Below are 12,555 nucleotides of genomic sequence, written 5' to 3' on the forward strand. Positions count from 1 at the left end.
GGGCTTGCTCGCGATGGCATCAACGCGGCTTAACCGTAAAACCGCGCAGCCTGCATCGCGAGCAAGCCCGCTCCCACAGTGACGACATGAGGCCTTAAGACAATCGCACGCCCGGGGTCAGGGCGGCGGGCAGCGCCAGGGTCGGGGTTTCTAGCGACGCTACCGGGTAGGCGCAATAATCAGCGGCGTAATACGCGCTGGCACGGTGGTTGCCGGACGCGCCGACACCGCCAAACGGTGCGCTGCTGGCGGCGCCCGTGAGTTGCTTGTTCCAGTTCACAATCCCGGCCCGGCTCTCAAGCCAGAACTGCTGGTAACGCGCTTCGGAGTCCGAGAGCAAACCTGCGGCTAAACCGAACGCGGTGTTGTTGGCCTCGGCAATCGCCGCGTCAAAATCGCTGTAACGAAACACCTGCAGCAACGGCCCGAACAGCTCTTCGTCCGAGCGCTCGCTCACGCCCGTCACATCAATAATGCCCGGTGTGAGCAACGCCGCCGTGGTGCTTGGCTGGGTCATGCGCAGCAAGACCTGCGCGCCGCTGTCGATCAACAGTGTCTGTGCGGCCAGCAGATCACGCGCCGCTGACAGCGAAATCACCGAGCCCATGAACGGTGCCGGTTGCTGGTCAAACGCGCCCACTTCAATGTCTTTGCTGACCTCGACCAGCCGCTCAAGCAGGCGGTCGCCCCACGCGCCTTGCGGCACCAGCAAACGCCGCGCACAAGTGCAACGCTGGCCTGCCGAAATAAAGGCCGACTGAATAATCGTGTACACCGCGGCGTCCAGGTCTGCCACCTGATCGACCACCAGCGGGTTATTGCCGCCCATTTCCAGGGCAAGGATTTTGTCCGGGCGCCCGGCGAACTGTTGATGCAGGCTGTTACCGGTACGGCTGGAGCCGGTGAAGAACAACCCGTCGATACCTGCGTGGGCAGCCAACGCGACACCGGTCTTGCGCGCACCTTGCAGCAGGTTCAGCACACCCGCCGGCAAACCGGCTTCGATCCAGCACTTGACCGTCAGCTCAGCGACTTTAGGGGTCAGCTCGCTCGGCTTGAACACCACGCTGTTACCCGCCAGCAACGCCGGGACGATATGTCCGTTAGGCAAGTGGCCCGGGAAATTGTACGGGCCGAACACCGCAACCACGCCGTGGGGCTTGTGGCGCAGCACCGCCGTGGCATCGCCCAGCGGGCCGCTTTTTTCGCCAGTGCGCTCGCGGTAGCTTTGTACCGAGATCGCCACCTTGTTGATCATGCTGGTGACTTCGGTGGCCGACTCCCACAGCGGCTTGCCGGTTTCTTCACCGATGCAGCGGGCCAGTTCATCGGCATGGGCTTTCAGGCTCGCGGCGAAGGCTTCGAGCACGCTCAGGCGCTCTTCGAAAGACCGTTTGGCCCAGGCCGGAAACGCCTGACGCGCAGCTTTGACCGCTTCGCTCACCTGCTCGGCATTGGCCGCGTGGCCCGTCCACAGCACCTGCTGGGTGACCGGGTTCAGCGACTCAATAATTTCGCCCTGACCGTTCTGCCAGGCGCCTGCGATATACAACGTGCTCATTATTTAGACTCCCGCGAAGCGGCTGGCTGGGCAGATAACGGGACGGCGCGCACTTGGTCGCCTGCACTCAATTGCAGACGCTTGGCGGTCAGTTTGTCGACCACCAACGTGCCCGCCGCCAAACGTGCCGGGGCGGCGGTGATGCGGCACTCTTCACGTTTGCGGTTGTGAATCAGGTAAGCCGGGGCGTCATCGCCCGGTGTGCCGATGGCCAGCACCAGCGCTTCACTGTCACGCACCGCGCGAATCTTGGTGGTTTCGCATTCCACCGCCGGGCCCGCGTCGAAAATATCGACGTAGCCCTGATAACTGAACCCTTCGCTTTTGAGCATGTTCAACGCAGGCTCGGTGTCGGTATGCACCTTGCCGATCACGGCGCGGGCGCTTTCGGACAAGAAGCAGGTGTACACCGGAAACTTGGGCATCAGCTCGGCGATAAAGGCTTTGTTGCCCACGCCGGTCAGGTAATCGGCCTGGCTGAATTCCATTTTGAAAAAGTGCCGCCCCAGGCTTTCCCAGAAAGGCGAGCGGCCGTTTTCATCTGACATGCCGCGCATTTCGGCAATGATCTTGTTGCCAAACAGCTCGGGGAATTCAGCGATAAACAGCATCCGCGCCTTGGCCAGCATGCGGCCGTTAAGGCCATTGCGGTGATCGGCACTGAGGAACAACGAGCACAGCTCAGAGTTGCCCGTCAGGTCGTTGGCCAGAAACAGGGTCGGGATTTCGCGGTAAATGTTCAGCTCCTGGGAGGCGCTGACGGTCAGGCCGACCCGGAAGTTGTACCACGGCTCACGCAGGCCGACGGCGCCAGCAATGGCCGAAATACCTACCACTTTGCCGTCGTCGTTTTCGAGCACGAACAGGTAGTCGGCATCAGCGCGTTCAGCTTCGCCACGAAAGGTTTTTTCAGCCCAGCTGACACGGTGCAGCAGGCGCTGTTCATTGGCCGGCAAGGTGGTCAGGCCGGTGCCCGTGCTGCGGGCCAGTTCAATCAGGGCCGGTAAATCGCTACTGCGTACAGGACGAACGATCATGCTATCTCCTTAAACAGGGCTCGCGAGCGAACCCCGTGACACTCGCTCAAACGCGTTAAACCGCAACCACTCGCACGCTGACGCCTTCGCCAACGCCGAGCGCTTCGGCCGCTTCCAGATCCAGCGTGACCGGCTTGCCCGGCGCCCAGTCGAGCTCCAGCAAGACGGCGCGGTAGTCCTGCAACTGGGCATTGGCCACCAGGTACTGGCGACCGCCACCGCGAATCGGCTCACCGATCTTGACCGGCACCACGCGGCTTTGAGCAATCGAGCGGATGCCCGAGACCCGCGCATGCAGGGTCGGGCCGCCGTCGAAAATGTCGATGTAATGATCGGTTTCAAAACCTTCACGCATCAAAATGTCGAAGGTGATTTGCGCACGCGGGTGCACCTGGCCCATGGCTTCCTGGGCAGTGTCGGGCAACAGCGGCACGTAAATCGGGTAATGCGGCATCAGCTCGGCGAGGAAGGTGCGGCTTTTCAGCCCGCACAGGCGCTCGGCGGCGGCGTAGTTCAAGTCGAAGAAATTGCGGCCGATGGCATCCCAAAACGGCGAGTCGCCGTTTTCATCGCTGTAACCGACGATCTCAGTGACCACCGAATCGGCAAAGCGCTCCGGGTGGTTGGCCACAAACAGCAAGCGGCCTCGGGAGTTGAGTTCGGACCAGGCCGTGCCCACCAGATCCGGGACCACGTAAAAGCTGGTCAACAGGCTGTTGCCGGTCAGGTCGTGACACTGCGACAGCACGTGGATCTTGTTGTGGATCTTCAGTTCGCGCGAGGCGTGAACGAAGGTCTCGTTACGAAAACTATAAAAAGGCTCGGAGTACCCGGCTGACGCGACGATGGCCGAACAGCCCACCAGCTTGCCTGCGGTGGTGTCTTCAAGGACGAAGAAGTAACTTTCTTCGCCATTGAAGCTGACTTCAGCGGCAAACGAGGCTTCGGAGGCGGCGATCTTGTCGCGCAGACGGTCGAGGTCGTCCGGCAATGAAGTGACACCAATCGGGCTGTCCGCAGCCAGACGCTGTACCTCGCTCAGGTCAGCCATTTGCGCGGGGCGCATCACCAGCATGGTGTCACTCCTTAATCCAGAAAATAAAAAATGGGACCCTGTGGAGCCACTCACCTCGTGATCTTTTAAAAGATCGCGAGGCGAGCTCGCTCCTACAGGGTTAATGCGTGGATCAGGCTTGCGTCAGGTGTTTGATGGCACGCTCAAAACGATCCAGGCCTTCGGTGATGTCTGCTTCTTCAACCACCAGGCTTGGGGCGAAACGCACCACGTCCGGACCGGCTTGCAGGATCATCAGGTTTTCTTTTTCAGCCGCATTGAAGATGTCTTTGGCGCGACCTTTCCAGGCATCGCTCAAGACGCAGCCCAGCAACAGGCCCAAACCACGCACTTGGGTGAAGACGCCGTACTGCTGGCCGATTTGTTCAAGGCGGGTTTTGAACAGCTGATGCTTGGCTTCAACGCCCTGCAACACGTCCGGGGTGTTGATCACGTCGAACACAGCATTGCCCACCGCGCACGCCAGCGGGTTACCGCCGTAGGTGGTGCCGTGAGTGCCGACAACCAGGTGTTTGGCCAGGTCTTCGGTGGTCAACATGGCCGCGATCGGGAAACCGCCGCCCAGGCTTTTGGCGCTGGTGAGGATGTCCGGGGTCACGCCGTAGTGCTGGTAGGCAAACAGGTGGCCGGTACGGCCCATGCCGGTTTGCACTTCGTCAAACACCAGCAAGGCATTGTGCTGGTCGCACAGCTCGCGCGCGCCTTGCAGGTAAGCCTGCTCGGCTGGCAATACGCCGCCTTCGCCCTGGATGGGCTCCAGTACCACGGCACAGGTTTTGTCCGAGATCGCCGCTTTCAGCGCGTCGAGGTCATTGAACGGGATGTGCGTGATGCCGGTGATTTTTGGACCGAAACCGTCCGAGTACTTCGACTGCCCGCCTACGTTGACGGTGAACAGCGTGCGGCCGTGGAAGCTGTTGAGGGCCGCGATGATTTCGTATTTCTCTTCACCGAAACGGTCGAACGCCACGCGACGGGCCAACTTGAAGGCGGCCTCGTTGGCTTCGGCGCCGGAGTTACAGAAGAACACGCGCTCTGCGAAGGTGGCGTCTACCAGCTTTTTAGCCAGGCGCAGCGCAGGCTCGTTGGTGAACACATTGGACACGTGCCACAGGTTGTTGGCCTGTTCGGTCAATGCGCCTACAAGCGCCGGATGGGCGTGGCCCAACACGTTAACCGCGATGCCGCCTGCGAAGTCGATGAGTTCGCGCCCCGACTGATCCCAAACTCGGGAACCGGCGCCACGCACAGGAATGAAAGCAGCAGGTGCGTAGTTCGGAACCATGACCTGATCGAAATCGGCGCGTTGCACCGGGGCTTGCTCAACGGACATCGGAGTCTCCTGATGAGAAACGCCTGCCTAAAATGGCGAGCGATGGGGGGATTGTAAGGACAGATGGTGATGCGGCCTTGCCGCCAAGCGACAACTTCTTATAGCGCCAAACCCCGGTTTAAGCGGGTTTATAGCAATGCGACATATTGCGTCGCAAAGACGCAGTTTAAACGCTGGGCGCGTCGAGAAAAGCCTTTTGTAACGAGAAAAAACACCAGCACCCCATAACGGTAGGAGCGAGCTTGTCTCGCGATCTTTTAACGGTCAAAAGATCGCGAGGCAAGCTCGCTCCTACGCAGGCGGTGGACGGCGGGTTAACCGCGTTCGGATGGCACCGACGACAACTCGAACGGGCTGCTACTGCGGCGCTGGTTGCGGTCTTCGCGGGGCGTGGCACCGAAGAAGTTGCGGTAAGCGCTGGAGAAATGCGGACCCGAGGAGAACCCGCACGACAAGCCGATCTGGATGATCGATTTGCTGGTTTGCATCAACATCTGACGCGCCTTGTTCAAGCGCAGCTCCAGGTAGTACTGGCTCGGGACGCGATTGAGGTACTGCTTGAAGATGCGCTCCAGCTGACGACGGGAAACGCACACATGCTGGGCGATTTCGTCCGTGGTCAGCGGCTCTTCAATATTGGCTTCCATCAGCAAAACGGCCTGGGTCAGTTTCGGGTGGCTGGAACCCAAACGGTTTTGCAAGGGAATGCGCTGGCGCTCACCGCCTTCACGAATGCGCTCAACCACCAGCTCTTCAGACACCGCGCCCGCCAGTTCGGCACCGTGATCACGGGCCAGCAAGGCAAGCAACAGATCCAGTACCGACATGCCGCCACAAGCGCTCAAGCGATCACGGTCCCAGTCAAACAAGTGGCTGGTGGCAATCACCTTGGGGAAGCGTTCAGCGAAGTCATCCTGCCAGCGCCAGTGCACGGCTGCTCGGTAGCCATCGAGCAAGCCCAGTTGTGCCAGCGGGTAAACCCCGGCCGACAACCCGCCGATCACGCACCCGGCACGCACCAATTGCTTGAGCGCACTGCTGAGTGCCGGAGCAATGGCGGCGGGCGGCTCATCGGCCACCAGAAACAACTTCTGGCACCCCTCAAGCTTCCCGACCCACGGCTCACCGGGTAATTGCCAACCGCCTGCCACGACGTCGATCGGTGCTTCTGCTTGCAGAAACACCAGCTCGTAAGCCACTTCGGGATGCACCCGTTGGGCGACCCGCAAGGCCTCCTCGGCCAGCGCCAGCGTCAATGCTTTGGTGCTGGGCCAAATCAGGAAACCTATTCGATGGGCAGTCATGGCATGCAATCCGAAACGAAAACAGTGTTAATGCCGAAGGTGGCAACAACCAAGCTAGATCCGCCACCGCTTTTTCCGGGAAGCATGCACTAAGTTGGTGCAAAAAGCAGTCTCACAATCCATTAAATTACTTGAGGCTGCCCGACAAGAACTGCTGCAGACGCTCGCACTGCGGGTTCACCAGCACTTCGCGCGGGTTACCGCTTTCTTCAACCACGCCTTTGTGCAGGAACACCAACTGGTTGGACACTTCGCGGGCAAAGCCCATTTCGTGAGTCACCACCACCATGGTCCGGCCTTCCAGGGCGAGGTCTTGCATGACCTTCAATACGTCGCCGACCAGCTCAGGGTCCAGCGCCGAGGTCGGCTCATCAAACAGCATGACCTCTGGCTCCACCGCCAACGCACGAGCAATCGCCACACGCTGTTGCTCACCTCCGGACATATGCCCTGGGTAGGCGTCTTTACGATGGGACACGCCGACCTGGTTGAGGTAGTGCTCGGCTTTTTCCCGCGCTTCGGCCTTGGACATGCCCAGTACGTGCACGGGCGCTTCCATGATGTTTTCCAGCGCGGTCATGTGCGACCACAGGTTGAAGTGCTGGAACACCATCGACAGGCGCGAACGCATGCGCTGCAACTGTTTAGGGTCTGCCGCTACCAGAGCGCCGTCTTTTTTCGCGACCAGTTTGAGCTCTTCGTTGTTGAGCAAAATCTTGCCGGCATGCGGCTGCTCAAGCAGGTTGATGCAACGCAAAAAGGTACTTTTGCCTGAACCGCTGGAACCGATGATGCTGATCACATCACCTGCCTTTGCAGCCAGAGATACGCCTTTCAGCACCTCGTGACTGCCGTAGCGCTTATGCAGGTCTTGGACTTCAAGTTTGTACATGCTGTCGGTTCTCACAAAAACAGTGGGTCAGACGTTGAGCGCGGCTCAACACTCAGGCCTTGCGCGGGGCCATGTAGCCCAGCCAGCGGCGTTCTGCCAATTTGAACAGGCGTACCAGAATGAAGGTCAGGCACAGGTAGAACGCACCTGCGGTGATGTAGGCTTCAAACGGCAAGTAATACTGCGCGTTAACGGTACGCGCAGCGCCGGTGATGTCGATCAGGGTCACGATGGACGCCAGACTGGTGGTCTGCAGCATCATGATCACTTCGTTGCTGTATTGCGGCAGCGCCCGGCGCATGGCCGACGGCAGCAAAATACGGCGATACATTTTGCTCGGGGACATGCCCATCGCCTTGGCGGCTTCGATCTCGCCATGGGGCGTGGCCTTGAGGCTGCCCGCAATGATTTCGGCGGTGTAGGCGCTGGTGTTGATTGCAAACGCCAGGCACGCACAAAAGGTTGCACTGGACAGCAAAGGCCACATAAAGCTTTCGCGCACGACTTCAAACTGGGCCAGGCCGTAGTAGATCAAAAACAGCTGCACCAGCATCGGCGTGCCGCGAATCACGTAGGTGTAGAGCCACGCCGGGAAGTTGACCCACGGGCGCTTGGACACCCGCATCAGGCCCAGCGGCAGCGCCACCAGCAAACCAAAGAACAGTGAAATACCCAGCAGCTTGAGGGTTTCAACCATGCCGCTGAGGTACAGCGGCATGCTGTCCCAAATGACGTTGTAGTCGAAGATCATAGCTCAGCCACCTTTACGCCGACCGAGTAGCGCTTTTCAAGTTGTCGCAACGCCAGCAGCGACACACTGGTCATTACCAGGTACAGCGCGGCCACCGCGAGGAAGAACGTAAAAGGCTCGCGGGTGGCATCTGCCGCCTGCTTGGCCTTGAACATCATGTCTTGCAAGCCGACCACCGAAATCAGGGCCGTGGCTTTGGTCAACACCAGCCAGTTGTTGGTAAAGCCCGGAATCGCCAGACGGATCATCTGCGGCACCAACACCCGGAAAAACACCTGGAAACGGCTCATGCCGTAGGCCACACCCGCTTCCGCCTGACCTTTGGGGATCGCCATAAAGGCACCGCGAAAGGTTTCGGACAGGTACGCACCAAAGATAAAGCCCAAGGTGAACACGCCAGCCGAGAAGGGGTTAAGGTCGATGTAGTCGTCGTAGCCCACCAGCGGGGCGACGTTGTTCAGCAGGTTCTGACCGCCGTAGAAAATCAGCAGGATCAGCACCAGATCGGGAATCCCACGAATGACCGTAGAGTACAGATCGCCCAGCCAAGCCAGCCAGCGCACTGGCGACAGGCGCATTGAAACACCAATCAGACCTAGAACAATGGCCAGGGCCATGGACGACAAGGCGAGCTGTAGCGTCAGCCAAGCGCCATCGAGGATGACAGCCCCGTAGCCTTTCAACATGATTCAGGCCCTCGAAAAAAAAGCGTGAAAATTAGGATGAAAAAATGGCGCAAACTTCAGAGACCCTGTCGCTTGCGCCATTTCAGACTTACAGCCGCGATGAATTACTTGGCTTCTGGGCCGTAAATATCGAAGTTGAAGTATTTTTTCTGGATTTCGTCGTACTTGCCGTTTGCACGGATAGCAGTGATTGCACCGTCGATTTTGTCTTTCAGCTCTTTGTCGCCTTTACGCACGGCGATACCGATGCCGTCACCGAAGTACTTGGCGTCAGTGAACGAAGGACCTACGAACGCGTAGCCTTTGCCAGCCGGGGTATCGAGGAAACCTTCCTGCAACAGGGTGGCGTCAGCCACGGTACCGTCCAGACGACCGGCTTCGATGTCCAGGTAGATTTCATTCTGCGAGCTGTAAGGCACAACAGTGGCGCCTTTAGGTGCAAAGACTTCCTTGGCGAAACGGTCGTGAATCGAACCGCGCTGCACGCCGATCTTCTTGCCTTTGAGCTCTTCCAGCGAATCAGAAACGGTTGTGCCGTCCTTCAGCACCAGGCGAGCCGGGGTCAGGTAGTAGCGGTTGGTGAAGTCCACAGACTTCTTGCGGTCGTCGGTGATCGACATCGAGGACAGGATGGCGTCGATCTTGCGCACTTTAAGTGCCGGGATCAGACCGTCGAACTCTTGCTCGACCCACACACACTTGACCTGCATCTGCTCACACAGAGCGTTACCGATGTCATAGTCAAAGCCCACAATGCTGCCGTCCGGTGCCTTGGAGGCAAACGGAGGGTAAGCGGCTTCAATGCCAATTTTGAGCGGCTTTGCATCAGCAAACGCCTGCAAGGACAGCACGGACAGTGCCAGGGCGCCAAGAAGCACGAGTTTCTTCATCTTAGGACTCCATCGGTAAAGGGCAATAAATGCAGAGTGAGCCTGAGCCCAATATGCGGAGGTTAAACCGGGAATGCGGCGCCACGTCCTGTTTGTGTTGAAACGAGTTCAGCACCACGACAACGAGCGAGTGATCGGCATTCTAACGACAGGCTTCAAGCCGTTATTTCTTCAATGCGACAACATATTACAAATGCACCGAGAAAGGCGGCTACAGGCATTGACAGCTCTTCAAATTCGTGCAAGAGCAAAAGATATAGAACCTATATGAGTTGCAAATAGCGGGCCTATTATTCGCAAACCCTTCTATTCCGGCAAGTGTAGCCTTTAATCTAATTTTTTAAGGGCCACCCGAGCGCTCTAAAACGGTGCCTTTGGTGTCACATAGCCCCGTTTTTGGGCGCACGGTTACACATGGGGTAACACTTGAATAAACCCCGGACCCCGCAGGCGTGGCCGCCCCGTCTTCGACGCCGCGCTGTCGCGTAGCAAACAGGCCGCCGAATATCTTCAGCATCCCCCAATCGGTTCCCTCTCCTACGGGAGAGGCGTGGTGAGGGGGCTCTTAGATCAAGATCAACAGATCGCGAGGCAAGCTCGCTCCTACAGGGTCTTTAGAATCAATCACTTATTTTATGTTTGATAAAAGCCTCCGAAGGTTGGGCGGGGATTTGATCGGCCAAATAAAAAGCCCCGCCTGACAACGCCAGGCGAGGCTTTCTTACAACGAAGGAGGCGTCAGGCGACCTTCATGCTCTTGTGGGTGTCGATCAGGTGTTGCACCACGCCCGGATCCGCCAGGGTCGAGATATCGCCCAGGCCGTCATATTCGCCCGTGGCAATCTTGCGCAGGATACGACGCATGATTTTGCCCGAGCGGGTCTTTGGCAAGCCTGGCGCCCACTGGATGACATCTGGCGAGGCAATCGGACCGATCTCCTTACGCACCCAGTTTTTCAGCTCCTGACGCAGCGCCTCGCTAGGCTCTTCGCCGCCATTAAGGGTGACGTAGACATAGATGCCCTGCCCTTTAATGTCATGAGGCACGCCGACAACAGCTGCCTCAGCCACTTTGGAGTGGGCAACCATCGCGCTCTCGATTTCTGCTGTGCCCATACGGTGGCCAGACACGTTGAGCACGTCGTCCACACGACCGGTGATCCAGTAGTAGCCGTCTTCATCGCGGCGCGCACCGTCGCCGGTGAAGTACATGCCGCGGAAGGTCTTGAAGTAGGTGTCGACAAAGCGATCATGATCGCCGTACAGGGTACGTGCCTGGCCCGGCCACGAATCCAGAATCACCAGATTGCCTTCGGCCGCGCCTTCGATCAGGTTGCCCAGGTTGTCCACCAGCCCCGGCACCACACCAAAGAATGGACGCGCAGCTGAACCCGGCTTGAGCGCATGGGCGCCCGGCAGCGGGCTCATCATGCACGCGCCGGTTTCGGTCTGCCACCAGGTATCCACAATCGGGCAGCGCTCTTTGCCGACCGTGGTGTAGTACCAGTTCCAGGCCTCAGGGTTGATCGGTTCACCCACCGAACCCAGCAAGCGCAAGCTTGAGCCGTCGGCATCTTTAACTGCCGCCTGACCTTCGGCCATCATGGCGCGAATGGCGGTGGGCGCGGTGTAGAGGATGTTGACCTTGTGCTTGTCGACGATTTTCGACACGCGGGTGATGTCCGGGTAGTTCGGCACCCCTTCAAACAACACGGTGGTTGCACCGTTGGCCAGAGGGCCGTAGACGATGTAGGTGTGGCCGGTCACCCAGCCCACGTCCGCCGTGCACCAGTAGACTTCGCCCGGACGGTAATCGAACACGCGCTCGTGGGTCAGCGCGGCATACAGCAGGTAGCCACCGGTGGTGTGCTGCACGCCCTTCGGCTTGCCCGTTGAGCCCGAGGTATAAAGGATGAACAGGGCTTCTTCGGCACCCATTTCTTTGGGTGCGCAGTGGGTCGAGGCCACGGCCATTAAATCGTGGTACCAGATATCGCGGTGCTTGTACCAGGCGATGTCGCCGCCGGTGCGCTTGAACACGATGATTTTCTGCACGCTGGAGGTGTCAGGGTTGGTCAACGCCACGTCGACGTTGGCTTTCAACGCCGTGCGCTTGCCGCCACGCACACCTTCGTCAGCGGTGATCACCACTTTCGATTTGCAGTCGATAATCCGCCCGGCCAGCGCTTCTGGCGAGAAGCCACCGAACACCACCGAGTGAATCGCGCCAATGCGGGTACAGGCCAGCATGGCGACAACCGCCTCGGGCACCATCGGCATATAGATAGTTACGACGTCGCCACGGTGAACGTCCTGGCCGCGCAAGGCGTTGGCCAGCTTGCACACTTCTTCGTGCAGTTCACGGTAGGTAATGTTGCGCTGTTCGGAAGGATCGTCGCCTTCCCAGATAATCGCGACCTGATCACCGCGCTCGGCGAGATGGCGGTCCAGACAGTTGTAGGAAACGTTGAGAGTGCCGTCGGCAAACCATTTGATATCGACATGGTGGTCGTCGAAGGAGGTTTGCTTCACGGTGGTGAACGGCTTGATCCAGTCCAGACGTTTGGCCTGATCACGCCAGAAGCCATCCGGGTTGATGACCGATTGCTGGTACATCGCCTTGTAGGTCGCCTCGTCAGTCAGCGTATTGGCTGCAACTTCAGGGCGTACGGGATACAGGGAAGCGGCACTCATGTTTCATACCTCTATATTTGTAGTTGTTGTTTTATGACCCTGTTTTAGCCGGGCCTTGGCGTGAGATCCATTCGACGTTGGTAGTAAGAAACACCCAGAAAAACCATGGTTTTTCCGCGCAAGGCTCAAGACCGATGCTTACAGCGCTTTACCCCGCGCCGACGGATTTGAAATGCCTGTGAACACAGCCTGTTTTCGACGATTGTTGCAGAATCTGTCAACAGTCTTTATCAAAAGCCCCTCTATATGCCCGCCCGGCAGCGGCCTAAAATTCACCTCGCCAACCAAGGCACCGCGATTAACGCAAGTTACAGCCCCCACGAAGGCATGTT

10 protein-coding genes are annotated in these 12,555 nt (G+C 58.7%); all 10 read right to left on the bottom strand.

Features of this window, described 5'->3' with window-relative positions:
* Window positions 1–94: 94 nt before the first annotated feature.
* Window positions 95–1,564 carry a succinylglutamate-semialdehyde dehydrogenase gene (gene astD / locus QMX84_RS13175; RefSeq protein WP_282363996.1) on the bottom strand — a complete coding sequence of 490 codons (1,470 nt, stop codon included), beginning with the start codon at window positions 1,562–1,564 and terminating at the stop codon, window positions 95–97.
* The gene (astA, locus tag QMX84_RS13180; protein ID WP_048367873.1) at window positions 1,561–2,598 is read right to left on the bottom strand and encodes an arginine N-succinyltransferase; all 1,038 of its coding nucleotides are present in this window, start codon (window positions 2,596–2,598) and stop codon (window positions 1,561–1,563) included. Before astA ends, astD begins: the two co-directional genes overlap by 4 nt.
* A gap of 55 nt (window positions 2,599–2,653) precedes the next feature.
* Window positions 2,654–3,673, bottom strand: coding sequence for an arginine/ornithine succinyltransferase subunit alpha (gene aruF / locus QMX84_RS13185; protein ID WP_262124831.1), 1,020 nt, complete (start codon window positions 3,671–3,673; stop codon window positions 2,654–2,656).
* A 112-nt stretch (window positions 3,674–3,785) separates the two neighbouring features.
* On the bottom strand, window positions 3,786–5,006 hold the full coding sequence (locus tag QMX84_RS13190; protein ID WP_282363984.1) for an aspartate aminotransferase family protein: 1,221 nt from the start codon (window positions 5,004–5,006) through the stop codon (window positions 3,786–3,788).
* Between the two features lie 314 nt (window positions 5,007–5,320).
* Window positions 5,321–6,310: a transcriptional regulator ArgR gene (argR, locus tag QMX84_RS13195; RefSeq protein WP_282363985.1), complete on the bottom strand. Its 990-nt coding sequence runs from the start codon at window positions 6,308–6,310 to the stop codon at window positions 5,321–5,323.
* 127 nt (window positions 6,311–6,437) lie between these two features.
* Window positions 6,438–7,202, bottom strand: coding sequence for an ATP-binding cassette domain-containing protein (locus tag QMX84_RS13200; protein WP_153375691.1), 765 nt, complete (start codon window positions 7,200–7,202; stop codon window positions 6,438–6,440).
* Window positions 7,203–7,254: 52 nt separating this feature from the next.
* The gene (locus tag QMX84_RS13205) at window positions 7,255–7,953 is read right to left on the bottom strand and encodes an ABC transporter permease (RefSeq protein WP_048367882.1); all 699 of its coding nucleotides are present in this window, start codon (window positions 7,951–7,953) and stop codon (window positions 7,255–7,257) included.
* A complete protein-coding gene (locus tag QMX84_RS13210) occupies window positions 7,950–8,639 on the bottom strand; it encodes an ABC transporter permease (RefSeq protein WP_048367884.1) in 690 nt (229 codons plus the stop codon). Before QMX84_RS13210 ends, QMX84_RS13205 begins: the two co-directional genes overlap by 4 nt.
* Window positions 8,640–8,743: 104 nt before the next feature.
* Window positions 8,744–9,529, bottom strand: a complete 786-nt coding sequence (locus QMX84_RS13215) for an ABC transporter substrate-binding protein (RefSeq protein WP_153336367.1) — start codon at window positions 9,527–9,529, stop codon at window positions 8,744–8,746.
* A 738-nt stretch (window positions 9,530–10,267) separates the two neighbouring features.
* Window positions 10,268–12,223, bottom strand: coding sequence for an acetate--CoA ligase (gene acs, locus QMX84_RS13220; protein WP_048367888.1), 1,956 nt, complete (start codon window positions 12,221–12,223; stop codon window positions 10,268–10,270).
* Window positions 12,224–12,555: the final 332 nt, after the last annotated feature.

The organism is Pseudomonas sp. PS01297 (genome assembly GCF_029959305.1).
Lineage (GTDB): Bacteria > Pseudomonadota > Gammaproteobacteria > Pseudomonadales > Pseudomonadaceae > Aquipseudomonas > Aquipseudomonas helleri.

Excerpts from the sequence above, each read along its gene's own strand:
- argR (WP_282363985.1), bottom strand. The coding sequence starts at position 6,310 with ATGACTGCCCATCGAATAGGTTTCCTGATTTGGCCCAGCACCAAAGCA.
- QMX84_RS13215 (WP_153336367.1), bottom strand. The coding sequence starts at position 9,529 with ATGAAGAAACTCGTGCTTCTTGGCGCCCTGGCACTGTCCGTGCTGTCC.
- aruF (WP_262124831.1), bottom strand. The coding sequence starts at position 3,673 with ATGCTGGTGATGCGCCCCGCGCAAATGGCTGACCTGAGCGAGGTACAG.
- QMX84_RS13210 (WP_048367884.1), bottom strand. The coding sequence starts at position 8,639 with ATGTTGAAAGGCTACGGGGCTGTCATCCTCGATGGCGCTTGGCTGACG.
- acs (WP_048367888.1), bottom strand. The coding sequence starts at position 12,223 with ATGAGTGCCGCTTCCCTGTATCCCGTACGCCCTGAAGTTGCAGCCAAT.
- QMX84_RS13205 (WP_048367882.1), bottom strand. The coding sequence starts at position 7,953 with ATGATCTTCGACTACAACGTCATTTGGGACAGCATGCCGCTGTACCTC.
- QMX84_RS13190 (WP_282363984.1), bottom strand. The coding sequence starts at position 5,006 with ATGTCCGTTGAGCAAGCCCCGGTGCAACGCGCCGATTTCGATCAGGTC.
- astA (WP_048367873.1), bottom strand. The coding sequence starts at position 2,598 with ATGATCGTTCGTCCTGTACGCAGTAGCGATTTACCGGCCCTGATTGAA.
- QMX84_RS13200 (WP_153375691.1), bottom strand. The coding sequence starts at position 7,202 with ATGTACAAACTTGAAGTCCAAGACCTGCATAAGCGCTACGGCAGTCAC.